The 26641-nt window shown below is 38.0% G+C and carries 22 protein-coding genes; 12 read left to right on the forward strand and 10 right to left on the reverse strand.

Annotated elements, in window-relative coordinates:
* Positions 1 to 12 precede the first annotated feature (12 nt).
* Positions 13 to 1338 (forward strand): hypothetical protein, encoded by a 1326-nt coding sequence (locus tag ACSBFT_RS19945; protein ID WP_489602168.1) that lies wholly within the window; start codon positions 13 to 15, stop codon positions 1336 to 1338.
* A 116-nt stretch (positions 1339 to 1454) separates the two neighbouring features.
* The gene (locus tag ACSBFT_RS19950) at positions 1455 to 2192 is read left to right on the forward strand and encodes a proteasome-type protease (RefSeq protein ID WP_463048669.1); all 738 of its coding nucleotides are present in this window, start codon (positions 1455 to 1457) and stop codon (positions 2190 to 2192) included.
* 5 nt (positions 2193 to 2197) lie between these two features.
* Here ACSBFT_RS19950 and ACSBFT_RS19955 read toward each other — a convergent pair whose 3' ends face one another.
* Positions 2198 to 5512, reverse strand: a complete 3315-nt coding sequence (locus tag ACSBFT_RS19955) for a transglutaminase family protein (RefSeq protein ID WP_489602169.1) — start codon at positions 5510 to 5512, stop codon at positions 2198 to 2200.
* Positions 5513 to 5905: 393 nt separating this feature from the next.
* On the opposite strand from ACSBFT_RS19955, the gene ACSBFT_RS19960 reads away from it, so the two are divergent.
* The 10 genes from ACSBFT_RS19960 to ACSBFT_RS20005 all read left to right on the forward strand — a co-directional run bounded on the left by ACSBFT_RS19960 (position 5906) and on the right by ACSBFT_RS20005 (position 17549).
* Positions 5906 to 7351 (forward strand): circularly permuted type 2 ATP-grasp protein, encoded by a 1446-nt coding sequence (locus ACSBFT_RS19960; RefSeq protein ID WP_489602170.1) that lies wholly within the window; start codon positions 5906 to 5908, stop codon positions 7349 to 7351.
* Between the two features lie 6 nt (positions 7352 to 7357).
* Positions 7358 to 8290, forward strand: coding sequence for an alpha-E domain-containing protein (locus tag ACSBFT_RS19965; RefSeq protein ID WP_489602171.1), 933 nt, complete (start codon positions 7358 to 7360; stop codon positions 8288 to 8290).
* Between the two features lie 655 nt (positions 8291 to 8945).
* Positions 8946 to 9500, forward strand: coding sequence for a fasciclin domain-containing protein (locus tag ACSBFT_RS19970; RefSeq protein ID WP_489602172.1), 555 nt, complete (start codon positions 8946 to 8948; stop codon positions 9498 to 9500).
* Positions 9501 to 9589: 89 nt separating this feature from the next.
* Positions 9590 to 10132 carry an RNA polymerase sigma factor gene (locus tag ACSBFT_RS19975; RefSeq protein ID WP_463047834.1) on the forward strand — a complete coding sequence of 181 codons (543 nt, stop codon included), beginning with the start codon at positions 9590 to 9592 and terminating at the stop codon, positions 10130 to 10132.
* Positions 10129 to 10914 (forward strand): anti-sigma factor, encoded by a 786-nt coding sequence (locus ACSBFT_RS19980; protein ID WP_463047835.1) that lies wholly within the window; start codon positions 10129 to 10131, stop codon positions 10912 to 10914. The genes ACSBFT_RS19975 and ACSBFT_RS19980 overlap by 4 nt, the downstream gene beginning before the upstream one ends.
* A gap of 685 nt (positions 10915 to 11599) precedes the next feature.
* Positions 11600 to 12247 (forward strand): DUF4331 family protein, encoded by a 648-nt coding sequence (locus ACSBFT_RS19985; protein ID WP_463047836.1) that lies wholly within the window; start codon positions 11600 to 11602, stop codon positions 12245 to 12247.
* Between the two features lie 29 nt (positions 12248 to 12276).
* The gene (locus ACSBFT_RS19990; protein WP_489602173.1) at positions 12277 to 12840 is read left to right on the forward strand and encodes a DUF4331 family protein; all 564 of its coding nucleotides are present in this window, start codon (positions 12277 to 12279) and stop codon (positions 12838 to 12840) included.
* Positions 12841 to 12903: 63 nt separating this feature from the next.
* Positions 12904 to 14181: a hypothetical protein gene (locus ACSBFT_RS19995; protein ID WP_489602174.1), complete on the forward strand. Its 1278-nt coding sequence runs from the start codon at positions 12904 to 12906 to the stop codon at positions 14179 to 14181.
* A gap of 11 nt (positions 14182 to 14192) precedes the next feature.
* Positions 14193 to 16400 (forward strand): TonB-dependent receptor, encoded by a 2208-nt coding sequence (locus ACSBFT_RS20000; protein ID WP_489602175.1) that lies wholly within the window; start codon positions 14193 to 14195, stop codon positions 16398 to 16400.
* Between the two features lie 165 nt (positions 16401 to 16565).
* Positions 16566 to 17549: a DUF4382 domain-containing protein gene (locus tag ACSBFT_RS20005; RefSeq protein ID WP_489602176.1), complete on the forward strand. Its 984-nt coding sequence runs from the start codon at positions 16566 to 16568 to the stop codon at positions 17547 to 17549.
* Positions 17550 to 17734: 185 nt separating this feature from the next.
* Here the strand turns inward: ACSBFT_RS20005 and ACSBFT_RS20010 are convergent, their stop codons facing one another.
* From ACSBFT_RS20010 to ACSBFT_RS20050, 9 genes are all read right to left on the reverse strand, one after another.
* Positions 17735 to 19261: a parallel beta-helix domain-containing protein gene (locus tag ACSBFT_RS20010; protein WP_489602177.1), complete on the reverse strand. Its 1527-nt coding sequence runs from the start codon at positions 19259 to 19261 to the stop codon at positions 17735 to 17737.
* A 16-nt stretch (positions 19262 to 19277) separates the two neighbouring features.
* Complete coding sequence (locus ACSBFT_RS20015) at positions 19278 to 20486, reverse strand: cytochrome-c peroxidase (protein ID WP_489602178.1); 1209 nt, start codon at positions 20484 to 20486, stop codon at positions 19278 to 19280.
* Positions 20487 to 20587: 101 nt separating this feature from the next.
* The gene (locus ACSBFT_RS20020) at positions 20588 to 21424 is read right to left on the reverse strand and encodes a LytR/AlgR family response regulator transcription factor (RefSeq protein ID WP_489602179.1); all 837 of its coding nucleotides are present in this window, start codon (positions 21422 to 21424) and stop codon (positions 20588 to 20590) included.
* Positions 21425 to 21523: 99 nt separating this feature from the next.
* Positions 21524 to 22306 (reverse strand): ABC transporter permease, encoded by a 783-nt coding sequence (locus ACSBFT_RS20025; RefSeq protein WP_489602180.1) that lies wholly within the window; start codon positions 22304 to 22306, stop codon positions 21524 to 21526.
* The gene (locus tag ACSBFT_RS20030; RefSeq protein WP_489602181.1) at positions 22299 to 23006 is read right to left on the reverse strand and encodes an ABC transporter ATP-binding protein; all 708 of its coding nucleotides are present in this window, start codon (positions 23004 to 23006) and stop codon (positions 22299 to 22301) included. The genes ACSBFT_RS20025 and ACSBFT_RS20030 overlap by 8 nt, the downstream gene beginning before the upstream one ends.
* Positions 23003 to 24238 carry a nitrous oxide reductase family maturation protein NosD gene (locus ACSBFT_RS20035; RefSeq protein ID WP_489602182.1) on the reverse strand — a complete coding sequence of 412 codons (1236 nt, stop codon included), beginning with the start codon at positions 24236 to 24238 and terminating at the stop codon, positions 23003 to 23005. The genes ACSBFT_RS20030 and ACSBFT_RS20035 overlap by 4 nt, the downstream gene beginning before the upstream one ends.
* A 3-nt stretch (positions 24239 to 24241) precedes the next feature.
* Complete coding sequence (locus ACSBFT_RS20040) at positions 24242 to 25606, reverse strand: nitrous oxide reductase accessory protein NosL (RefSeq protein ID WP_489602183.1); 1365 nt, start codon at positions 25604 to 25606, stop codon at positions 24242 to 24244.
* A 10-nt stretch (positions 25607 to 25616) separates the two neighbouring features.
* Positions 25617 to 26039 (reverse strand): nitrous oxide reductase accessory protein NosL, encoded by a 423-nt coding sequence (locus ACSBFT_RS20045; protein ID WP_463047848.1) that lies wholly within the window; start codon positions 26037 to 26039, stop codon positions 25617 to 25619.
* Entirely contained in the window at positions 26036 to 26617 is a 582-nt protein-coding gene (locus tag ACSBFT_RS20050; RefSeq protein ID WP_489602184.1) for a hypothetical protein, read from the reverse strand. Before ACSBFT_RS20050 ends, ACSBFT_RS20045 begins: the two co-directional genes overlap by 4 nt.
* Positions 26618 to 26641: the final 24 nt, after the last annotated feature.

Genomic DNA, 26641 nt, shown 5'->3' on the forward strand with positions numbered 1-26641 from the left:
TTCTTAGTAAGTATGTTCGAAACCCTTCCACAGCATTTTAGAGAACATGGTATACCTACCGACGTAAGGGCTTTGCTTTTGCTTCAAAAATCTATGGAAATGGGTTTGATAAGAACCCTTGGAGATATTTATAACGTGTTGAAGGCCATCATTGTTAAAGACAAAGCCTTGATTGGGCCTTATACCATAGCCTTTTATGCGTACTTCTTAGAGATAGATATTGATAATGGCGAACGCCTAAACGATGCAATCCTTCGCTCTGCGACTTTTAAAAAATGGAAAGTAAAACAATATCAAGAATACCTGTCTCTGGATGAAGAGCAATTGGTCAACAAGTTCTTAGATGAGGTTCATCTCACAACTTATGACATTCAAGAGGTAATAAACGGGAAAGAGCTATGGGATAAGGATAATCCTTATCAGCAGGATTCATCTTTGCAGCAAGAGGGCGAAAGTCAGGAAAGGCGTTTAGAGAAAATGGCTGATTATTCAGGTCTGTCATTAGAACAGTTGCTAGAGAGAATGAAAACCATTCAGGAAAACCAGAAAACCAAGCACTCTGGTGGTAGTCATTGGATAGGTACGGGCGGTATTTCTCCTTATGGGCATGGCGGTGCTGCCAGAGGAGGAATAAGGGTAGGAGGAACGGGAGGTGGAAAGATGGCAAGAGCTGTTTTGGACGATAAAAACTATTTTCCGGTGGAGGTCAATAGTTTGGTGAATGACAATAATATTGATGCCGCATTGGCAGCACTAAAAGGGATAGTGGAAGCATCTGCTCACGACGAAATAGACATTGAGAATACCATTAACTTAGGCATAAAGCGAGGAGGTCTTTTCATTCCTGAGCTTAAAAATGTAATGGAAAGTAAGCTTAGGGTTATTTTACTGATAGATAATGGGGGCTATTCTATGCTTTCCTATGTAAAGGTGGTAAGAGAGCTTTTTAAGAAAATGAAAACCCGCTTTGCCCACGATTTGGAAACCTACTATTTTCATAATACCATTTATGGTGAGGTTTTTGCAGACGTGCATCGGACTAAAATCGTTAAAATTAAAGAGCTCTTAAATAAGGACCCGAGTTACAGGATTTTCATCATTGGTGATGCCAGTATGGGAACCTATGAAATTAACCAACAAAGCCTAAATAGCTATGAAAGCCTCAAGAAGAAATTCAAGAAGATAGCTTGGATAAATCCAGAGCCCGTAAAATACTGGGCACATACCATGTCACTACAAATAATTAAGCAGATCATAGAAATGTATCCCATGACTCCAAAAGGTATAGAAGATGCGGTAATGGAGATGAATAAGAAGGCTGGGGTCTATAAAATCTAAGATTTGTCTACTTAGAATGGCAGATTGACAAAAAAATAAAAACTATTTCTCCGAATATTAGCAAAATTATTGTTCTACAATACCTTTGTGGCGATCATTATTAAACCGTTCAAAGAGTGACTTACTGTTTAGGAATAAAATTACGAAAAGGGCTAGTGGCTCTGGCAGACACTAGAATTACTTCAGGCTCAGAAACCACGACTGCAAAAAAGGTTTTTGTTCATAAATATGGTAAATATCCTATTTTCATCATGACCTCAGGATTGAGGTCTGTAAGAGATAAGGTACTCTGTTATTTTGAAGAGCTTTTGGAGGAGACAGAAGGTTTTGATAAGATGTATCAGGCTGTTAATGCCTTAGGTAAGCAGATTAAACGTGTGGCGGCAGAAGACCGTGACATTTTAGCCAAAAGTGGAATAAGCTTCAATATTTTTACCATTGTGGGTGGGCAAATGCCAAAGGACGAAGAGCCTAAACTGTATTTGCTGTATCCTGAAGGCAATTGGATAGAAGTAGGTGAAGGTACGCCTTTTATGATCATTGGAAATTCCGGTTATGGAAAGCCTGTTTTGCAGCGTACCATTACTTATGATTCCAGTTTAGAGTTTGCTCTAAAAACGGGTTTCTTGTCTTTTGACTCTACCAGAGTTTGTGCTAGTGATGTGGGTTTCCCAATTGATATCTTAATATTCAATAGAGAAACTTTTGAATTGGAAGAGCACAGGCTAGAGGAAAGAGATTTACAAGAGATTACAGATTTTTGGGCCGAAAGGTTGAAGAACTCTGTCAACCAGATTCCAGATAACCTGATTGACAAAATTCTTGATAAATCTCCTTTATTTGATAAGGGTTGATTTAATCAACCCCTTTTCCTCAAATCCAAGGTAGTAGAAAGGTTACCAATACTTTCTTCTATTGGTATATTAACGGTTCTTGTATCGTGTTTCTCTTCAAAGAATCTACCTACAGCGGTATATTCCTGAACGGTTTTTACAGAACCCTGCGTATGGCCTTCGCTGTAGAACCTGGTATGTCTTCTAGCCTCCGCTTCCATACTGTTTACCGGTAAAGTATCATAGTTTCGTCCACCAGGATGAGCCACATGGTACGTAAAGCCACCAATAGATTTATTATTCCAAGTATCCACAATGTCAAACGTAAGAGGCGTGTCCACACCAATGGTAGGATGCAAAGCAGATGGTGGAGCCCAAGCTTTATAACGAACACCAGCTACAAACTGACCTTTAAGATTAGTGGCTCTAAGTGGTATTTTGGTGTCATTGCACGCCAGTATGTATCTGTCAGAATTCCAGCCGTTTACTTTTATTTGTACACGCTCCACAGATGAATCCACGTATCTTGCTGTCCCCTGAGAGGTCACTTCTTCACCAAGCACATTCCATGGCTCTATGGCCCATCTTAGTTCTAGAGAAATATCACCGTATTGAGCCTTGCCTAATACCGGAAACCTGAATTCGATGAAGGCGTCAAACCAAGAGCGGTCAAAATTATAACCTGCTTCTTGGATTTCGGAAACCACATCATAAAGGTCTTGCCTTACATAATGCTCCAACATAAATTTATCATGCAGTTCTGTTCCCCATCTTACTAATCTTTTTTCGTAAGGTTTCTTCCAAAAACGTGCTATGAGTGTTCTTATAAGTAGATTTTGTGCCAAACTCATTTGTGCGTGAGGAGGCATATCAAACCCTCTAAACTCTAAAATACCTTGTCTGCCGGCAGTGCCATATGGAGAGTAAAGCTTGTCAATACAGAATTCTGCCCTGTGGGTGTTTCCTGTTACATCTATCAATAAATTTCTAAATAGCCTGTCTGCTATCCAAAGAGGAGGGTTCTCTTCTTTAGGTACCTGACTAAAAGCAATTTCTAGTTCGTAGAGTACATCGTCTCTCCCTTCATCTACTCTTGGAGCTTGAGAAGTAGGTCCAATAAAGGGTCCGCTAAAAAGATAAGATAAAGAGGGATGATGCTGCCAGTAGGTAATTAAACTTTGAAGCAATTTAGGTCTTCTAAGTAATGGGCTATCTTTTGGCGTAATGCCACCTATTGTAATATGGTTTCCGCCACCTGTTCCGGTGTGTCTTCCATCAATCATGAACTTCTCTGTACCTAATCGCGAAAGCTTAGCTTGCTCATAAAGGTTAAGCGTAGTGTTTACTAGCTCTCTCCAAGAAGAAGATGGGTGTGTATTCACTTCAATAACTCCTGGGTCTGGCGTAACCATTAATTTATGGAGTTTGCCTTCGCTGGAGGGCTCGTAGCCTTCTAAAATAACGGGAGTATTAAGTTCATTAGCCACTAAGTGTATGGCCGCTACCAATTCCAAATAATGCTCAAGAAGATCCTGAGGTGGTAAGAAGATATGAATACGCCCTTCTCTTACCTCAATACATAAGGCCGTTTTAAAACAAATATCTTCACGGGTCTTTTTGGCACTGGCAGTATTAGACTTTAGCTTGGCTTCGTAATCTTCTAAATGCGGTAGCGGAGCAAATGGGTCGCGAGGAAAAGTTTCATCTTCCATAATGGCTTCAGGAAGAGAGTTTAGCGGTAATCTGAAACCGAGAGCAGAATTTCCAGGAACTAAAAAGAGGTTTTTCTTTCTGAAAGGCCATTTGCAACTTTCCCAAGAAGATTCTTTTCTGTTAAATCTAAGAGGTAATACGTATCCAGTGGTATTTCCTAAGCCTTTATTAAGGTTCTCGGTTAAGGTTCTTCTTTCAACGCTATCTTTTAAGTTTAACTTAAAAGGGTCTTTATCGAGCGGAAGTTTATCTTCCTCCCAAGCAAAGTAAAAGGCGTCTTCATAAGCTGGTAGAATGGCATTTTCTTCTAGCTTTAATAAAGTGCTCAATTTTTGAAAAAAACTTAAGGCATCCGCGGTGGTATTTTTTCCTTCTTTATTGGGTGATGCTATTAATTCTGAATTGCCCCAGATAGGTAAGCCGTCTTTTCTCCAAAAGCATCCATATTGCCATCTTGGCAAAGATTCTCCTGGGTATAGTTTCCCCTGACCATAATGAAGCATTCCATTTGGAGCAAAACTTCCTCTGATACGTTTTGTGAGTTCTTGTGCTAATTTTCTTTTATGAGAACCATCTGCTGAAATATTCCATTCGGCCGCTTCCATATCATCAATAGATACAAAAGTGGGTTCTCCACCCATGGTGAGTCTCACGTCCATGGCTTCTAAATCTTGGTCTACTTTATCCCCCAGATTTAGGATGTCTTGCCATTGATTATCGGTATAAGGCTTAGTTACCCTAGGTTCTTCATGAATTCTTATGACCTCATTCTTGAAATTAAAGGTTGTTTCACAAGCATCTAATAAACCAGTGATAGGTGCGGCACTTCCAGGAGATGGCGTACATGATAGCGGAATATGTCCTTCTCCTGCAAATAGTCCAGAAGTTGCATCTAGGCCAATCCAGCCCGCTCCAGGAATAAAAACCTCTGCCCAAGCATGAAGGTCTGTAAAGTCGGCCTCAGGTCCTGAAGGACCATCTAGCGACTTTTCGTCAGCGGTTAGCTGAACGAGATAGCCCGAAACAAATCTTGCAGCCAAGCCTAAATGGCGGAAAATTTGAACTAAGACCCATGCACTGTCTCGGCAAGAGCCTAAAGCCATACCGAGGGTCTGTTCGCAGGATTGAATACCTGGCTCTAATCTAATGGTATAGTTTACCTTTCTAAATAGGGCTTGATTTATAGCAACTAAGAAGTCTACAATCTGCATGTCCTCTTTAGGGACTTGAGTTTGTAAGAAATCTTTTAAAAGTTCACCTTCTTCACTAATTTCAAAGTAAGGACTTAACTCTTTTTTTATTTGATCGTCGTATTTAAAAGGGAATTTCTCCGCATATTCGTCTACAAAGAAATCGAAAGGATTCAGAACTATTAAATCCGCAATAACTTCTACATCGACATATAGATTTTTGATTTTTTCTGGAAAGACAACCCTAGCTTGAAAATTTCCAAAAGGATCTTGTTGCCAATTGATAAAATGATTTTCTGGAGATATCTTTAAGGAATAGGAGTGAATGGGTGTTCTAGAATGTACCGCAGGTTTCAATCTTATGACCTGAGGTGAAACATTGATGAATTTATCATAATCATAATGCATCTGATGGCGAATTGCTACTCTTATGGACATATATTGTACTTTATTGATTTATGAATATGATATTTTATTTGCTTTAACGAGCATTGTTTAAAATAAAAAGTGCTATAAACACAAGAAAATGATAGAACTATACAAAGATTGTTTAAAATTCGGCATCACAATAGCTTTGGTGATATTCTTAGATTGTAAATTGGAGAATCAGAGAGCTTGCTGCGTCATTTAGCTTTGTTTTTTTAATGTAATTGTAAGAAAATGGACTACTTTCTGAATTTCTTGCACTTTGTTTGTTTTTATTTCCTAAGATTCGAAATAATCGTTGGCATTTTTGCTAAATTACAAAATCTATAATTCATTTATGTACATATATTATATATAAATGCCCGTTGGAGTACAAGATAACGGAATAAATTGAAGCTTAAAGATATGATTAACTCTTACATACCTAACGGAGACGTGTACGATGAGATGTTTGATGCCGATGGGACGGTTAGAAAACATTATGAAATATTATCAAAACATTTTGATAATTATGACACTGCCAGTTTTGAGAAATTGGCCAAGGAAGCAAGAGACATCTTCTTTAATAAGGGAATTACTTTTGCCGTTTACTCTGAAACAATGCAGTCCACCGAAAGGATTTTTCCTTTTGATCTGATTCCTAGATTAATTACGGCGTCTAAGTGGGACAAGCTGGAAGCGGGAATTGTTCAGAGAAATAAGGCAATAAACTTATTTTTAAAGGATATATATAACGGGCAAGAGATTTTTAAAGAGAATATTGTGCCTAGGGATCTGATTGAGAGTTCTGAGAATTTTCTTGATGTGATGAAAGGTTTTGTGCCACCTGGAGGAATCTATAACCATATCAGTGGCAGTGATGTTATTAGACATAAAGATGGGGAGTATTATGTTCTTGAAGATAATGTTCGGTGTCCATCTGGGGTAAGTTATGTTTATGCCAACAGAACCACATTAAAAGAAACTTTCCCACAGTTATTTATTGCAAATAAAACGAGACAGATAAACGACTATCCTTCTAATCTTTTGGATATGCTTCAGTCTGTTGCTCCGGAAAATATAGATTGTGAGCCCCGTTGCGTAGTTTTAACACCCGGTGTTTATAATTCTGCATATTACGAACACGCATGGCTGGCACAGTCTATGGGTATAGAGTTGGTAGAAGGAAGAGACTTGTATGTAGAAAATAACTGTGTTTATACTAGAACAATTAATGGAGCGGCTAAAGTACATGTGATCTATAGAAGAATAGATGATGCCTTTTTGGATCCAGAAGTTTTTAGGAAAGATTCTGCTTTGGGTATTCCAGGTATAATGCGTGCCTATAAAGCGGGTAATGTAAATCTTGTGAATGCACCGGGGACGGGAGTCGCCGACGATAAGGCCGTTTATATTTACATGCCTGAAATTATCAAGTTTTATTTAGGAGAAGAAGCAAAACTTAATAATGTACCCACCTACAGGTGCGAAATAGAAGAAGACTTTAAATTTGTATGTGAAAATATTCATAACCTTGTGATTAAGCCTGTAGATGAGTCTGGTGGATATGGAATTTCCATAGGAAACACTTTGACCGAGGCGGAAATAGAGGAGGTAAGGAAAACCATTACAGGAAATAGAAGAAAGTATATTGCCCAGCCCATTATGAGTCTTTCTATGGCTCCTACTTTTATGGAAGACACCAAAACCTTTGAACCTAGGTATTTGGATCTGCGGACTTTTTGCTTGCAGGGAGCTAGCCAAACTTACGTTTTACCTGGTGGGCTAACGCGAGTAGCTTTAAAAAAAGGAAACCTTATTGTAAACTCTTCTCAGGGTGGTGGTGCTAAAGATACCTGGGTAGTTAATTAAACTTATATGCTTTCAAGAATAGCGAACAATTTATACTGGGCTGGAAGAAACCTAGAAAGAATGGAGCATATTGCTCGTTTTGTACCGGTAAATTATTTTGCCAGTCTGGACGGACCTTTAGAAACCGGTTCACAGTTTGTGCTTAGAAATATAAATTCTATGGCAGGAAACCTGATAACAGAAGAAGATCTGGATGTTGACGCAGTGCTGTCAAACGTGGCCTTTGATTTAGAAAATCCATCGTCTATCATTTCATGTGCTAATCTGCTCAGAGAAAACTGTAGAGGAACACAAGATTTTATAAGCTCTGAGCTTTGGGAGGCGGTGAATAACCTATATCATTTTGTCAGGACATTTGACCAGGAAACCTACCTTAAAACCAGCATGAGTGATTTTATGCTCAAGGTTCTTGATTTGGTGCAATTGTGTAAAGCAAGAGTAGACAGTACGCTTATTCATGACCAAGGTTGGTCTATTTTGAAAATCGGAATTCTTTTAGAAAGGAGCTTTCAAATAACTAGAATTAGCCAACTTAAATTAGCGGATGAAAAGGCCTTAGAAGGTCAAGACTCTAGGATGATTGACAATGAGTTTGGTAATCTTCTTAAAAGCTTAGAAGCTTTTGACATGAACAGGAAGTATTATAAAAAGCCCGTAAAGAAAAGAAGAGCCTTAGAATTCCTGATTTTTAATGAGAAGTTTCCTCGTTCGTTGGCGTTTTGTCTTTTTGAATTTAAAGAACGCATCAGCGATTTGTCTTTAGATCAAAAAGGAAAAGCAAATTCTGTCAAGCTTATCGCACGAAACCTCAGAAATGAGCTCTTCTATTATCATATGGACGATATCGAAGGAAAGGAATCAGAATACCTAGATGATGTACAGTCCAGAATTATAGAAATAAACGAAATATTGGTAACCAAGTATTTTGCATATTCATAAATACTGATTTGCGTATTATTCAATAAGTGCTTGTTCAAAAACTATTGACTTAACGCTATTTGAATGTCAAGCTTGAAAGCCACGTCATGAATCGAATCCTGTTATAATTAAATTCCATTTGATTGTTGCTGGATTCTTTCATTTATTTGACCGTTCGGTCTAGTCCTCCCAATTAGGCTGCCCACTTCATATATTGGCTCTATCTGATCTGCCTAGGGTTTGCTTTTTAATTCCTACCGATACTTCAGTTTTTCAATTACATCAAGAATTGATTTAAAATCACAAACAAAAGACGCTTTCGCTAAATGGGCGTCTAGCCTTAGCAATATGGGTTTTTTAACCCGCTTTATGCATTAGAAAATCTCCCTATTTTATCGGGGCTGTAGCTAAATTGCTTCAAATCAGTTCGTAAACCCATTTAAACTCATTCACCAGAACCCTTCGACAAAAAGCTCAGGGTAAACGCTATGCTAATCTCGCTTAAATGTCTGATTTATTCCACTTTAACTGCTCATTACGATTCTCCAATGTATAAATCGGGTTTAATATGTTCATCGGGGGTATACACATCAGAAAAAGATTTTTTTGAACTAATCCATCCAAAAGAAATCTAATGGCGTACATGCAGCATACAAATTATGAAATAACACAAATTATGAAAAAGCAAATTAAAACTTTAGCACTTATTTTAGCTGGAATGGCCGCAAGTACAATGGTAAATGCTCAGACCGTGATGGTTGGAGGAGAGGCTATGTATCCGAAAAAGAACATTGTTGAGAACGCTGTAAATTCTAATGACCATACTACACTAGTGGCGGCAGTTAAGGCTGCTGGTCTGGTAGACGCCTTAATGGGCGATGGTCCTTTGACAGTTTTTGCTCCTGTTAACTCGGCATTTGATGCTTTACCAAAAGGTACGGTTGCCACCCTTCTTAAACCAGAAAGTAAGGATATGCTGACTTCTGTTTTAACCTATCATGTAGTGTCAGGTAAAATTGATGCCGACGAACTTATGAAAATGATTAAGAAGGGTAAAGGAGTAGCGACACTCAAAACGCTTTCTGGTGGTATGCTAACGTTTAAAATGAATGGTATGCATAATATCATGATTCTGGACGAAAAAGGTGGGGCGGCCAATATCAATGTTTATGATGTTTATCAGAGCAATGGCGTGATTCACTCTATAGATAAGGTATTAATGCCTAGCTAAATTTGACAGGAAAACTCCCAGTGATACGATAAGCTGGGAGTTAATTAATTACATTTATATAATACTTAAAACTCTTAACTGAATATATTTTGGCTACAAAAACAATCAGATATTCAGAGGATGAGCTTGTGATTTCACTTAAAAAGAATCAGCGACAGGCATTTGACTACCTGTACGACAATTATTCCTCTGCCCTGTTTGGGGTGATCTCAAGGATAATTCCGGACGAAGACAAAGCGGCAGATTTATTACAAGACGTTTTTCTGAAAATATGGAAAAAAATAGGTGACTACGAGCCGTCAAAGGCCAAGTTATACACCTGGATGATGAACATCGCACGTAATGCGTCAATAGATCTTTATAGAAAAGAGAAGAACAAATATCATGTGGATATTGACGGAGAAGTGGGCGTAATTGATAAAAGTAATCAAGAGGAAATTTCAGTGAATACACTGGATTTGCGTAGCATCGTTGACAAACTTAAACCAGAGCGTAAGATTTTGTTAGATTTGGTTTACTTGCAGGGTTATACTCAGCAAGAGGCCGCCGAGAAACTAGACATACCATTGGGTACAGCTAAATCTAGAATTAGGACAGCTTTACAGGACCTTAAACTCTACTATGCAGCATGAACATTAAAGAATTTATAGAATCATCAGGGATGCTGGAGGAGTACGTTTTAGGACACCTTCCAGAAAAGGAGGCTGCAGGTATAGAATGCCTAGCCCAGACCTATCCCGAAATTAAACAAGAAATAGAAGTGTTAAATCATTCACTAGGAAAATACATGGCGGTCTACGAGAAGCAGCCCCCTGCCTTTCTCAAGGATCAGATTTTCGCTCAGATGACTTTTGCGGAAGAGGATGAAGAATTACTTCCGGTACAAGAAGAGCAAGAAGCTACAGTAAAAATAATTCCATTATGGAGTAAAATGGCTTTAGCAGCGTCTGTATTGTTAGCAGCTACCACGGCGTGGGTGCTATCTCAAAATAACCAGCTAAAACTTGAATCTTCAGAAATGAGCCAAAGAGTGGAAGCCCTTGAAGGGTCTTTTAATAACAGCAGCTTACTTCTCGCAGAGTTTAATAATCCAGAAAATAAGATTGTTAAATTAGCCGGTACGGAAGGGAAACCAGACGCAGCAGTAACTGTGATGTGGAATCAGAAAGATAACTCTGTAGAACTCATGGTCAATAATCTCCCTGTGCCAGAAGCCGGTAAGCAATATCAGCTTTGGATAATAGGAGAAAATGGTCCAGAAGATATGGGAATGCTTGACAAAGATTTCCAGGGTAAATTATTATCGATGAAGTCTGTCAGTGGAAAACCATCTGCCTTTGCCATTACATTGGAAAAAGAGGGTGGCGTGCCAAGCCCAACATTAGAAGAACTTTACGTCATAGGAAACGTATAAAGAATGTAGCCGGATATCGTTTATCCAACATCAAAATAGCCCTTCGGGGCTTTTGGTGTTTCTAGTCCAAAAAATGTTCGGTTTAAATTTCTATGAGGACGCAGAGAGAACAAGCGAGAATATTTTTTCCTACGTTATCCTAAATAACTTCCCTATAAATAGGCCTTAATGGTTCCGAAGTATTTGTACGAGATCAGGAAAAGTCATTGGAGATAGCCCTAAGGAGAAATTCTTAAGGCTATTTTTTTTCAACGCATTCAAAAAGATTTTCGCTTGTTTCTGTAAAACGAAGAGTCTATCAAAGACGGGATATTATTGAGATTTTGAAAGGGTATACGAATCAACTCAACGAATTAACTTTAGATATAAGGAAAAAAGATAAATCTGCATTTGCAGATAAAATTATTCCATCCTCGCCACATACGTTTTGCTCCTCTGGAGCTGCTAAAATATTCCTTCTATCACACGCATTTTTACCTGTATTTTTTCGAATACTCCGTGCTATCTTAATGGATTTGCATTGATCTTTCTTCTCCATTGGAATAGTATCATCGCGTTTTGTAAATGATTGTATTGTGTAACTAGCTGTATATTAACAGATTAAAAATATGTAATAAATAATCGATCTAAACTTTCAACTCGACACGTACGTAAGGGGAATTTAAAATTTAAACAAAAACGAATTATGAAAAAGTCAAAAAAAATATGGGGTGTAGTTGCTCTTCTTGCCGTAGGAATCGGCATCGTAGCTGCTGACCACATTGATGCTCCAGGAGTAAAAGGAACTACTGCAGACATTACAGATTTCTACGCATTCCAAGGGCAAAACACCGCTAACATGGTATTCGTAGCTAACCTTCAAGGTTTATTAAGTCCATCAGCTACTTCTGCAGCCGCCTTCGACGAGAATGTGCTGGTAGAGATTAACATTGACAACAACGGAGACAATGTGGAAGACTTAGTTATTCAGGCAATTCCAAGAGATGGAAAAATGTATTTCTTCGGTCCAGTGGCACCAAGTGCTCCAGGAGCCACGAGTACAGTGATGACAGCGGCACCAATGGCTTCTGTAGACATTACGCCTTATGGAACTGCAGCTAAAACTGCTACAGCCAGTGGTATGACTGTTTTTGCCGGTCCTCGTGACGACCCTTTCTTCTTTGATTTCGGAAAGTATACTGAAATCATTGGCGGAACTGCAACAGGGTTTAGTGCTAAAGGTACCGACACTTTTGCAGGTACAAACGTGCTTTCTCTTGTGGTAGAACTTCCAAAATCTGTTTTAGGAGGTACTGGTACGATCAACACATGGGTTGAAGCAAAAAGAAAATAATTATTCAATTACAATAACATTAGATTAAGATGAAAAAATTAGTGAGAAATATATTGGGAATGGCTCTGTTAGGAGCTTTCGCTCTAACGAGTTGCGATAAAGACGACGACATGGGAACGGTGAATCCAACAGGACCAGAATTCAGCGGTACATATAAGACTTCTGACCAAATGGGACGACCAGCAATTAACACGGTATTTGTACCGGCGAGTATGAAAGATGATTTCAACGTAACGCCACCTTCTCAGCAGGGAGCCAAATATGCTTCAGCTTTTGCAGCAGGTCTTAAAGGATTAAGCCCAGCTTATGCAAACGCGGGAGATAAAAATGCATTGGGTTTAGATGCAACGACTTTTGGTAGTGTTTTAGCTACGGATGTTTTAAGTGTATCTACTACAAAACCTACTACTTTTTATGATGGTACTAACGTACTTACAGGAAGAAACCTTTCTGACGACGTTATTACAGTTGAATTGCTTTTGATATTTGGAGGAGAAGACTTCTCTGAGAATCCATCATTATCAAATGACAACGTGGATGCTAACGATAAAGCTTTTAGTGCTTCTTTTCCTTATCTAGCCACTCCTTGGTAAGATAATTTTAATGGGCAAGCATAAGTGCTTGCCCTATTTTTTAACTCTCAAACACATACGATTATGAACCGGCTATATATAATCTTACTTGGTGTTATTGCGTTGGCTTGTAACGCTCATAAAAACACCGTCACGAACTCAGAAGACTACAATCGATACCTTATCGAAAATTTAGAGAACGAAGAACTAGATTTTCAGAAAGGAGAATTAAAGTTTTGGTCAGATAAGTTTGACCAAGCTCCTAACCAAAACACTTTTTTAAGTAAAATGGCAGGTGCGAACAATCAATTATTCGCTTTAACGGGTGAGATAAACTACTTAAACACCGCAGCAGATCAGCTAGCCCAGGTAAATGAAATGAGATCCACTTCAAGTGCCTCTGTTTTAAGGTCGCTGGCTAAAACCAGAATAACACAACATAGATTTCAAGAGGCAAATCAATGCCTATTCTTGGCAGATTCTTTAGGTGAAAATAAGGACGCTACCCAAAAAATGTTTTTTGATGTGGCTATGGAATTAGGTCAATATGAAAAAGCAGAGCAGGCTCTAAAAATGATGAGCGAGAAAGAGGATTTTGATTACCTTATAAGGTTGGCAAAATGGTATGATCATAAGGGAGACACCAAAGGAGCTATTGACCAGTTAATGCTCGCCAGTATTAAAGCAGAGGAAATAAACAGTAAAGAATTAAAACTTTGGATTTATTCTAATATGGCAGACTTTTACGGTCATGTGGGAGCCATTGAAAAATCGTACAATAATTATTTAAAGGCTTTAGAGATTGATAATCATTATGTTTATGCACTTAAAGGTATTGCCTGGATTGCGTTTTCTCATGAAAAAAATCTAGAAGAAGCAGAACGAATTATAACTTTCATTCAGAAGAAACATGTTGCACCTGATTACAATTTGTTAATGTCTGAAATCGCAAAATACAGGGGAGATTCGGAAAGAGAAGCCGCCTTAAATGCTAATTTTGTAGCCCAGGTTTCTGCTCCAGAATATGGAGACATGTATAATGCATATTTAGTGACAATGTTAGAAAACAAGCCAGAAAGGGCCTTAGCGTTAGCCATTAAAGAGGTGAAAAATAGACCAACACCTCAATCTTACCAGTTGCTTTCTTCCGCATATTATCAAAACGGTAATAAGTCTGAAGCACTGCTTATTGCCAATTCAAAAGTTAAGGATAAAACCTTTGAGCCAAAAAGCTTATTCCATTTGGCACAGGTGTATAAGGCCATGGGAGACAAAGGAAATGTGGCCGCTTTAAAAACAGAATTGGAAGGAAGTTATTTTGAAGTAGGGCCAAACATGGCCGAGCTTATTAGAAAGTTGTAAGAAAAAAAGCCATGAAAAAAACATTAACATTAGTATTATTTTTTATCAGTACATCCATTTTTTCTCAGCAATTTGAAGGTAAAGTAACAGACGAAGATGGTTTCGCCATTCCAGAGGTTTCTATAAGAATATTAGGTCAAAACAAATATTTTAAAACAGATTTTAATGGAAAATATGCTATTGATAAGATTACTTTAGGAGATAGTATATCATTCAGTATTATAGGGTTCACCCCCAACATTATAGCTTATAATGGGGCGTCAGTCAGAAACATTACGCTTAAAACGTCTGCCATTTCGTTAGCTGGAGTAGAGGTAAAGCCAGAAATGGATGCGATGCAAATTTTTGCAGATGTAAACCTTCAAGTTAACCCAGTCAATTCTTCTCAAGATTTATTAAGAATGGTACCTGGTTTATTTACTGGTCAGCATGCAGGAGGAGGTAAGGCAGAACAAATTTTTCTAAGGGGTTTTGATATTGACCATGGTACTGACCTTAATATTTCTGTAGATGGCATGCCCGTAAATATGGTCTCCCATGCTCACGGACAAGGTTATTCAGACTTACATTTTGTTATTCCAGAGACTATCGAGGGCATAGCGTTTTCAAAAGGAAGCTATAAGGCAGACCAAGGTAACTTTGCAACTGCTGGTAGCGTAGCTTATAAAACCAAAGAAAGGATTGATAACAGCTCTGTCAGTTTGGAATATGGAAGTTTTAACCATAAGAGAGCTTTAGGATTGTTTAATTTAGTGGCAGATAAGTCGTCTAAAAGTCAAGCCTACATTGCGTCTGAATATATTTATAGCGACGGGCCATTTGTGTCTCCACAAAACTTTAACAGGTTTAATGTGATGGGAAAATGGAATAATCAAATATCAAACTCTGCAAAATTAGAAGTGACTGGGTCTTATTTTACCAGCAAATGGGATGCATCTGGACAGATTCCTCAAAGAGCGGTAGATTCGGGTCTTATAACCAGATTTGGTGCTATTGACGATACAGAGGGAGGAAACACATCCAGGGCAAACGCCTCCGTGACCTATCATCAGTCTTTGAGAAATAAAGCGTCTTTGATGTCGCGAGTTTTTTATACCAATTATGACTTTATGCTCTTCTCTAATTTTACATTTTTTGCCAACAATCCAGTTAACGGAGACCAAATAAAGCAGGCGGAGAATAGAAATTTATTCGGTTTTGAGACGTCCTATAATAAAGAATTTAAAGGATTTATATTAAACGCCAATGGAGGTATAAGATCAGATTTCATTAGAGATAATCAGCTTACAAGAACCGAGAATAAAACCACTATTTTAGATTATGTGTACTATGGAAATATAGACGAAACCAATTCTTATTTAAATCTGAATACGGTGTTTAATTATGGTAAGTTAAGCGTTATTCCAGGTTTGAGAGTGGATCACTTCTATTTTAACTATAATGATAAACTTACAGACGATGGCATGGGGAATTCCCAACAAAGCTTTTTATTAAGCCCAAAATTGAGTTTTATAATTCAGCCGAATGAAAGCACCCAATTTTTCTTAAAAACCGGAACGGGTTACCACTCCAATGATAGTAGGGCTGTCATTTTTAAGGATAATCATCAAGTTTTACCAAGGTCTTACGGTGCAGATTTGGGAACTGTTTTAAAACCCAATAGCAAAATCATTCTGAATGTCACATTATGGGCTCTTAATTTAGAACAGGAGTTTGTTTATGTAGGAGATGAGGGAATAGTGGAGCCCAGTGGCAAAACGAATAGATTAGGAGCCGATTTTGGTTTCAGGGCTCAACTTACGCCTAGTGTGTTTTTTGATTCAGATATTACATATTCTTACGCCAGAAGTAAGGATGAACCATCGGGAGAAAACTATATTCCTTTGGCACCAGCCCTTACCTATACTGGAGGGTTTGCTTTCACAGCTTGGAAAGGTTTCTCTGGTGGAATAAAAACGAGAATTTTAGGTAAGAGGCCAGCAAACGAGGATTACTCCATTACGGCAGATGGATATTGGATTACAGATGCAAACGTGAATTATAGTTTTAGAAAATGGAAGTTGGGTTTCAATATTCAAAATCTCTTTAATAAATCCTGGAATGAAACTCAATTTGCTACTACATCAAGATTGAGGAGTGAGTCTAACACCGTTGACGAAATACATTTCACGCCAGGTGCACCTATTTCAATAAGAACAAGTCTTTCGGTAAGGATTTAATACCCCTTTATTCTGCATAAGTTTTCCCCAAGACGGGGAAGGTTTTCCCATTTGATACTGTTGTTTAAAGATTTTCATGAAGGAATAGTTATTTCTGTCTCTTCTATGTAACGGAAGAGTATGTACGATACTCCGCTAAAAATTGTTAAACTAAAAGTAAATTAAATGAAAAAGCAAAGTAAAATTGTAGCAGTAAGTGTTCTGACGTTGTCTGTTTTGGCGTTTTCGTGTGAAGACAACGGGTCATCACCAAAAGGAGACATCAACGATCCAAACGAACCACAAGGCAGCTTAAGTTTTAGTATTACGGATGCACCTATTGATCAGGCTGATGTATCTGCTGCTTTTGTAACGGTAACGGAGATTAAGGTGGATGGAAAAACCTTTAGCGGTTTTAAAGGGCCTAAGACGGTAAACGTTTTAGAGCTTCAAAACGGTAACTCTTTAGCTTTAGGGGAAGGTAACGTGGCAGCGGGTTCTTATACAACCTTGGAAATGGTTATTGATGCAGAAAAAGATGCAGCAGGTACTGGCCCTGGCTGTTATGTTTTAAAAACAGATGGTACTAAAGAGAAGCTGGAGTTGGCATCCAAAAGTGCGACTTCAATTACTATGAAACCGAGCAATTTCAAAATTTCGGAAAAGGCCAACACAGAAATAATAATGGATTTTGATTTAAGAAAGTCTGTTAAATCTTCTGGAGGAGATTATTCATTTGTGTCTAATAATGAATTGAACGCTGCAGTACGAGCAGAAAACAAAGCGATGACGGGTGCAATCAAAGGTAAGATTGAAAATGCAGCTGCAGCTAAGGGTGATGTGGTAGTGTATGTTTATAAGAAAGGATCGTTTAATGCCAATACCGAAACTAAAGGTCAAGGAAGCAGCAATATTAAATACGCCAATGCCGTAACCAGTGCAATTGTAAAGGCCGATGGCACTTTTAAATTATCATTTTTGCCAGAAGGTAACTATGAGATTCAATGTGATAAGCCTGAACAAAGTGATTCTGGCTTAGGTTTAAGCACGCTTTTGGATATTAATAGCAGCATGGATTTAAGTAATATAGGTGTAAATGCTGGTGCAGAAACTAGCCTTTCTCTATCACTTAAATTAACTGGCGTACTTGGAGGAAACTTAGGTTTGTAAAAAGTGTATAGCTAGAGGGTTTAAAACGACTGTCAATTTTGACGGTCGTTTTTTTTATGCAGCAAATTGTCCCGCTCTGAAATGGTGTTAGGTGAATTTATAAAGAAAATCCAGTCAACGCTTGTCAACTGGATTTTATAAATTAGCTCAAAAAGAGCCTAGCACTTGAACCTCAAAAGGTGCAACTATTTAACTTCTTTCTTAAAGCCTTCATCAATTTTAATGGCCAAGATAAATTCTGCAACGGCCATTTTGGCTTCCTCAGAAAGGTAATCTTGTGGAGGCATTTCAGGATAATCTTCTCTAAGGTTTAAAGGTTTATTAATGTAGTCTACTATACCTTGAGGGTTTCCTTTATGAATCATTTGAATGTACTCCGTTGGTACTCCAATCAATCTAGTTCCCACTGCATGGCAGCCAGCACATACGCCATAATAAGTTAACTCACCTAACTCTTCTTTTGATACAGAACGAGGTGCCACTGGAGCAGGTGTTCTCATGGTCGGTATGTTCTTTGTGTCTGTTATTTGGGCTATGCCGTAGCTAGTGATACCGAAAGTTCGGAACTTGTTTTTGTCTCTTATAGTACTGCCAACCCCACCACCAAAAGCGAAAATATCCGGTCCTTTACTGTCCATTTTAGTCAGCATAACGGCTTTTATTTCTCCAATTGGGTCGTTACCGTTGTCATACATTATATTGTCCAAAATTACCACACGGTCTGGGTTGCCTTCTGAGTTCGGGTCATTTGCTTTAGGGGCACCAGTGGCTAAATCCACAATCGTAATTCCCGTGTTATTATTGCCAGTAATAATGTTGTTTTCTACGATAACATCATCCGCGGCCATAATTAAAATACCTGTTCCCTTAGGAATTCCAGATACCGTAGAGCCTGGAGCTCCAAAATTCTCATGATTATTATTGACCACAAAATTGTTTCTAAGGATCACGTCAAAAGTGGTCTTGATAGGTAATCCAGGTGTTACAAAAGCCAATATACCACCGGTATTATTATGGGCATAATTGTTTTCTACTAAACAATGCCTAGAATTTTCAATCTCAATGCCAGCGACATTGTCAAAAACCTCATTATGCAGGACGTCTACATTATCGCACATACCTACGTAAATGGCGGCATCCGCTATCTTGCTAACGACGTTGTGCTCAATAAGACCATTCTTGCCATATTGAGGGAAAATGCCATAGACCCCAGTGTCAATAATCCAGTTATTTCTAATAACAAAATTATTTCCTGCCTGCCCCATAATGCCATTTCCCTTGTAATTGATGATTTTGAAATTTTCTATCAAAATACCGTTTCCGGAATACAGAAACGCATCATTTATTTTCTTCTTACCATCCAAAGTTGGCCATTCTCCATTAATTACCACGCCTTGCATGCTGATATCATCTTTGTCAATAAAAACATTCTCGGAATAAGTTCCTGGAAAAACTCTAATCAAATCTCCTGGTATGGCTCTTTCCACTGCTTTTTGAATAGAACCTCCTTTTTTTACTTCTATAATATTGCCGGTAAAAGTTTTGTTTTGAGTTAATTCTATCCCTTCTCCAGAAAGACCGACATTTCTGTATTGCATGCCCATAGGCACAGGAACAGATTCGCCGCTATAAGAAAAGAAGGATTTACCTAAAAATACACCAAGTATTAAAAGGGCCAATCCGCCCATAATTTTGAATAAGGTTGATTTCATTTTGTATTAGTTTATGTTAAATAGAAGGTTTTAGGCCAGAAGGTACCTTTACTGGAATTTTTGGTAAAAAAGATTCGTCGGTTAAAGTTTTTAGAAAATCTACAAGTCGGTCTAGTTCGTAATCGCTTAAATTAGGTTCCCAAATATGCCAATGAATGAGGAGGTTTTCGCCTTCGGGAACGGCATGGCCACGACCTTGTGTATAAAACGATACGGTTTCTCTCAAAGTGGAAAAGTTGCCTGAATGCATATATGGAGCTGTTTTTTCAATATTCCTTAAGCTAGGGACTTTAAAAGCACCTCTTAATGTACTGTCATTTTTAGGTATTTGGGCACCAGGATCTAGTGCCAAACCATTAGGTTCTGGGCTGCCGATTACGGCAAACTCCTGATTGGTGAAAAGAGGAGGCGTATGGCACTCTGCACATCTAGCCACAAAAGACCTAAAAATGTTCATGCCTTCTTTTTCATTACTACTTAGGGCATCGTGATAGCCGTGTGCATATCGGTCATATTTGCTATTTAAAGAAATCAACGAACTTTGAAAAGCCGTTATCGCGGTATAAATCTCTTTTAACCCAATTTTCGCACCTTCCTTTTGTGGGAAAGTATCAGCAAATAATATCTTGTAGCTTTCGATCTCATTGATGGTTTTCAAAAGATTTTCAGGTGTATTATTCATTTCATCTTTTGCAAATAGCGGACCCTCTATTTGATCCTCTAAGGAACTTGAACGACCATCCCAAAACAGGGTTCTTAAATAGCCTACATTCCAAAGAGATGGCGTAGCCCTTTGTAGCTTTTGATTTTCATTACCGATACCCGTAGCCATTCCATCACTAAAGCCTTTGCTAGGCTGATGACAAGAGGCACAGGACATGGTACCATTGCCAGAAAGAACGGGGTCAAAAAACAATAATCGACCTAAATCTATTTCCTGCGGAGAAAAACCTTCTCTTAATTCTGGTAATCCGGTTTGAAGCCCTCCCACTCCTTTATTGTTGGGAGAATCATATTGAAGGTATAAATTTTGTGAAATACATTGGTTTTGCTCGTTGAGCTTAAATCCTGGAGGACAATTCTCATTTAATTTAAAACCAGCCTCAGGATTTTCGGAAAGGATTTCACCTAAAACAGTTGAATCATTCGGCCATAAAAAATACAAGGTAAAGGCCAATAATTGCCCCACGATACCTGCTTTTAATAGGATGTTTCGCTTGTTCATTTGAATAATCATCGTTTCTTTTCGAAACACTAATTAAACGGTAACATTAGCGAAGATTAAATTTTTTGAGGATTTTGTTACAAAACGGTGCTATACTGTGACTAATGGGACAGCTTTAATGCCAATGCTTCTTCAAAACTTTCCTTATAGCCTAGGGAAACAGGTACAGTTTCATCGGAAATATGTTTTACGATGAGCTCATATCCTTTCCTTGTTTTTTTGAAAGAAGAAATCATGTGTATGTTCACTAGATAGGATCTGTGAATTCTGAGAATATTGGAGTTTTTGATAATGGATTCCAATTCTTTTAAGCTAATTCTTACTAATTCTTTCGTGGCTTTTTCACCTTTTAAATAATAAATGTCCACATAGTTTCCAGACGATTTGAGGAGGATTATTTGGTCATATCGTATGGCCAAAAGTACTTTGTTTGTGTCTGACTTTATACTCAACAAAGCAGGGCTCTTATCTATATAATTGCTTAGTGAAGGCTCATAGGATAAAAATGTATTTTGCCTTCCGGCCAAGAACCAGACAGACAAAAGATAAGGTCCCGCCAAAATTAGAAAAACGAACTTTAGCGTTACTAAGAATTCTCCTATTTTTTGGTCGAGAGTTGTGTATTCTACACCATATATGAAGTAGAGTAAAATGGTTATTGAAATAAATTCTAAACCTGCCAAAAGTATCATTTGGTGCAGCCTTAAGTGTTTTAATCCAAGAAGGTATCTTAACAGGAATTGGGAGGTGAATGATACGAAAGTGCCAATTATTACATATCCAAATATATTACCGCCCCATTCACTCATGTTAAAAGGGGAGTAGACGCTTAAAAAAATGGAAGTAAATACGGTTAGAAAACCAATATGGAAAAGCTTGTTTCTGGTAGAATCCAGATAAGGGGCTTTTTGAAAGAGTATGTTGATGATTGCCTTCATTTAGTATAACTAAACTAAAGGTAATATAAATGTCAATATTTTAATTATTCCATTTCAGGTGATTAAAAAATAGAAGAATATGGACTCAGAATGTTTTAACTAAAAATCCTTCTTTTTTGCTTTTAGGACAATAAACCAAGCTGGAATAACCACCCATAAACTTAGAATAAAAGTGGAAGCCAGCATTCCTAAATTTGTTCCTAAAAACATTTTGAAAGTTGCTCCCGTGTATCCAAATAAGGCGGAAATATCCAGTTTTAGTAAGATAAGAATTCTGGAAAGGTCGATGGGGTTAAAGACCGTAGCCACTAAGGCAAACTTATCAATAGGGTAGTCGTCAAAAACCAAAAGCGTAATAAGAAAAATGCCATCATAAATTACAGCCAAAAACAACCAAAGAAGGATGGCATAACCAAAGCCTTTAATCTTGTTTTCGTTAGAAAGTGCAATAAGATAAGCCAGGGCCACAAAAATAAAAGTTAGAAATGCTCCTATGAGGAGTAGCGAGCTAAAATTCCAGATGGCAGTAGATTCTAATACGCCGTATGCTAAGAAAGGTATACCTAGACCCAACATTAAACTCAGTGTAAGGGAGAGTGATAAACCTATGTATTGCCCTAAAAAAAGTGTAGAGCGTTTGATGGGTTGAGCTAGCAGAAGTTCTGTAAATTCTTTGGAATCGTAATAGTGCATCACACCAAAAACAGTACCGACCAAGGGCGTAAGTACTACAATAATATTCATCAGTGTAATAATGGCCTTTGAGACATCATTGTTCAGGAAAAGCATCACGAATCCCAATGCCAAATAGAACAGAAAATACACATAGCTCCACCTGCTACGTATCAAATCGGAAAAGATATATTTGAAGATTTTAAACATTTTTTGGAGTTAAGATTTTTGCAATGGCATGTTCCAGATTGGTTTGCCCTGTCTTTTTTCTAAGTTCTTCAATAGTGCCTTTGAAGTAGATTTTACCATCTAAAATGAAGACAATTTTGTCAGCCACTTCTTCCACAAAACTGATAATATGGGAAGTGATAAGGATGGTTTTCCCTTTATCCTTCTCTTTTTTGATAATGTCTTTCAGCTGAATGAGCGAATAGGGGTCAAGGCCAGATGTGGGTTCGTCCAGAATTATCAAGTCACTGTCAAACATAAAAGTTAGCAGAATATTTACTTTTTGCCGGGTACCCCCAGAGAGGTGACCAAGTTTTTTGTCAAGGTGGCTTTCTAATGCAAATTTTGATATAAGACCTTCATGCGAGACCGCCTTTCCCCTAAGGTCACTAATCATCTTGATTAACTCCGCAACAGTAAGATTTGTTGGGAAATTAGCGATTTGAGGAAGATAGTTAATATTTTTACGGTAGGCATATTGCTTCAGCACGTTAGTTCCGTCTATTTCAATAATTCCTTTATCAGGAATAACCATTCCCAGCATACTTTTTATAAGTGTGGTTTTGCCCGATCCATTTGGTCCAAGTACGGCAAATATCCCTCCCGTTTTTATCTCTAAATCTAGATCATCTAGCACTTGGACTTTCCCAAAGTTTTTGCTTAACCCTGCTATTTTTATCATCCTATTTTCTTCATTAAGGGTTTAAAATCCATCAAGTTGTCTGGAGTGAAAACTGGCGACACTTTTTCTGAGAAATTTAGAATCTCCATGAAAAGGCTTCTCAGTAATAAGATGGTTTCTGGGGTTCTATTTACGATGTATGAAAAGAGTTTAACAGGCCTGAAAGGCACGTCGCCTACGCCATCTTTATCTAAATCGTAACCGGTGTAAGAGCTCCAATAGTTGCCATCAAAAGTGTTGTCGTTCATTTTACTGTTATAAGACACATCAAATGAATTATTAAGAAAATTGTTTCTTTGGAAAACATTGGCGTAGCATGCTCCAGATATTTTGATGGCCCAGCCATTGCTTATAAAACTGTTGTTTTTGTAATTGATTCTGGTACAACCTTCAGCATTTATACCCACTGTGTTTTTCTCAATAATATTGTCTTCAATTTCTGCATCGTAAATTTCTTTCAACAGTAAACCATACGAAGCCGAACCCCAGTTTTCGTGAAACCGATTATGGGTCATTTTGATGAACTTTGAAAACATAACGGCTACACCAGCACCGTTTTTAGAGAATGTATTGTAATGGTATTCATCATTGTTTGAAAACATGAAATGTAGCCCGTAACGCAGGTTATCATAGGACTTATTATGAGTTACTTTACTATGAGTTACAAATTCAAAGTAAATTCCATCTCTTAAATTATGAAGTTCGTTTTTGTCAATGGTGAGGCTGTCGCAATACCATGCGTGAATGCCATTGCCAGAAGCCGCCTCTAAGATGGCACTGCTAGAAATGTGATTGTTTCTAATGATTCCGTTGTTAGATTTTTCTATCAATATTCCAAAGAAGACGTTCTCAAGCGTAACGTTCTCAATCAAAAAATTCTTAGACTTTGAGATATAGATGGCCGCAAAATCCTTTGTGAAGCTCTTTCCAATATGAGTAAGCCTTAAGTTTTTGATTTTTACCTTATTTGATTTTATCAAAATGCCATAACCTTTGGATTCTACGTCAATCTGAGGATTTCCTATTCCTATAAGCGAAATGGCTTTGTCAATCAGGATATCGTGCTCAAAATATTTGCCATCTTGAATTTCAAGTATATCTCCATCTCTAGCCATATTAATCCCTTTTTGGATCGACTTTACAGAACATTCATGGCAGATTTTGATAGTTTCTGCATGCAGGCTTTTCTGAGTAAATAGAACTAATGAAATTAGGAAAAGGATTCTAGACATAACTTATAAAATAAATCTTAGTCCGGTATTTAATGCGAAAGTCTCGTTCATAAAGATGCCCGAGTTATGTTGAAATATGGGTAAGCCAATTTCGCCCGTGGCTAAGATACCTTTGGTAAGTGTAAGTGAGTTAACACCAGCAAAAGCTCTTATGGTTTGTCGATTATAGTTTGAACCATTTGCTGTAGGTACCATCATAGGCATAAGTTCTCCATCTTTGCCATCTATGGGGTCGTTAATGGTAGCATTTATTCTTAGCGAGGTGCTAAGCCTACGAGTTAGTGCAAAGCTTGTCCAAAGGTTGGTTTGGTGTAAGGCTCCTAAGTTGTAGTCGTACTCATTCTTACCCATTCTGAAAGTGCTCAGGTGCTGAACACCCCATGAGGATTTCTTTCTTGAGCCTCGTAAAGTACCACCCAAAGTAGCATCATAAGTACCAGAACCTAGCTGCATAGCATAAGGGAGTTTGGCACTTTCGTTTAAGGGTGTTTTATCTCTTTTGGAGATACTTCCAATAGGTATGCTAATTCCAGTGTTCAAATGAAATGAGTGATTTTCTTTTGCAATAAGGCCAATTAATGCACTCAGATTAAGGTCGCCAAAACCGGAAGCTTTGGTGTCAAAAGTATGGAGCATAGGCATGCCTTCCATCTCCATTTTATGGGTAAGGTTCATGGTGTTAAGCCTGTAGTTTTGCATGGCCATTAGTGTCAATTTGTCTGAAACGGCATACATAGCACTAATCATAAACATTTGCATATTCATTTTCCGAGGACTTACCATATAGTTGGCAAAAACCATTTCATTATCGATTAATTTGCTAGCAGACCTGTTACCGTCCATAGGCATGGTCATGTATTTAACGGATAGCATTTTTCCGCCTTTTGGGTGAAGGTGGTCTCCCGTTATTCCAGTTGGCCCGTACATGTCAGGTCTAGATGAATGATGGTGATGAGACGCTGATTTACTTCCAAATTTTGAACTCTCAAAACGCTTAAGAAGCGTAGTCCAATTCATCACTTCGCCATCTTGAACAGACTGTGCTGCTTTTTCGGTGCTGTATGCTGAGATGTTGGCACCCATTGGACTTGGAATCGTAGCACTTTTTAAATAAAAGGCATAAGTAGCATCGAGCAGTTTACCGCTTTGGTAGTCTGTTACTTGCAGTTTTTTTGCTTCTGGGTTGAGTTTGATATAATTGACCAAGCATTCTGCTGCGTCAAAAGATATTTTAGTATTTTTTACTTCAGCGTATGCCATAAACTTGACGTTAGAAATGTCCATTTTACACAAAGAACAAGCCGACTGTTTTTGGCCGAAAACACTAATTGATAGAAGGAAGAAGAAGAGTAGTTTGATCGCTTTCATGAGAATTAGATTAAAACTGTTTTTGTACATCTTCCCAATTATAGAGCGAACCTTCATGTTGATTCTGGAGCTTTTCTGCTTCTGCATCAGAACTCAAAGCAGAGAGAAAGCCACCCATCGGGCTGGGTAAGTTTTTACTTATTATAAATGTGGCTTTTGTTGCTGTTAGGAAAGTGTTGGGTTCATTAAAGTCCATGACCAAATACATCGCTATATCTTCTGGTTTTTTTTCTTTGTTGTCACGAATCATGCATTCTATAGAATCGTATTTATATACTTTTCCTTTTTTGCTCACTACTTCAGCCGCATGCCGCTGATCTATTATGTTCATCTTGCAGGAGTGACAAGCATCCTTGCCGTAGTAGATCTCTTTAGGTTCAATGGCACAAGACCAAAGAAAAATTGCAATCATAATGGTTACTAGATTTCTCATGACTCTTTTTTACCTACAAAAAATGCGATGAACGAAAGAAGCATTCCTGTGAATAACATATATGCTCCAGATCGGGGGTAAGAATATGCCACAAAATTTAGAATAATTTTGGTTCCTAGTAATGGAGGTTGGTAGGCTAGCGGAGTCCCATCTGGATTCTGAAATTTAATGGCCGCGTTTTCTCTAAGTGTATGGCCGTAGTCGTATTCCCAAAGGTAGAAATCGTACATGCCGGCTGTACCTAGCAAACACATTATGATAAACCAAGCCAAATACCATTTGTAATTAAGTTTGAAGGCAATAATTAGCCCTAGCACCATCATTGCTATGATTACGTAAGGGAAAATTTTAAATTCGGGCAATACCTCTGGAATATCTTTCATACCCACATAATGGTTCATGATATTGATATTCTTGATGTCACTTGGATTCATGTCGGCTATTTTGTTGATATGAATATTCATACCGATGGCCTCTGGATATTGTGGAGCTTCTAAGGAAATATTCCAAAGTGGTAGCACAAAAAGACCACCAAGTAGTAGTACACCTACTAACATCAAAATCTTTGACTTTTTCATTTATTTGTTCTTTTATTCAAAATA

The organism is Arcticibacterium sp. SM2516, from assembly GCF_057914865.1.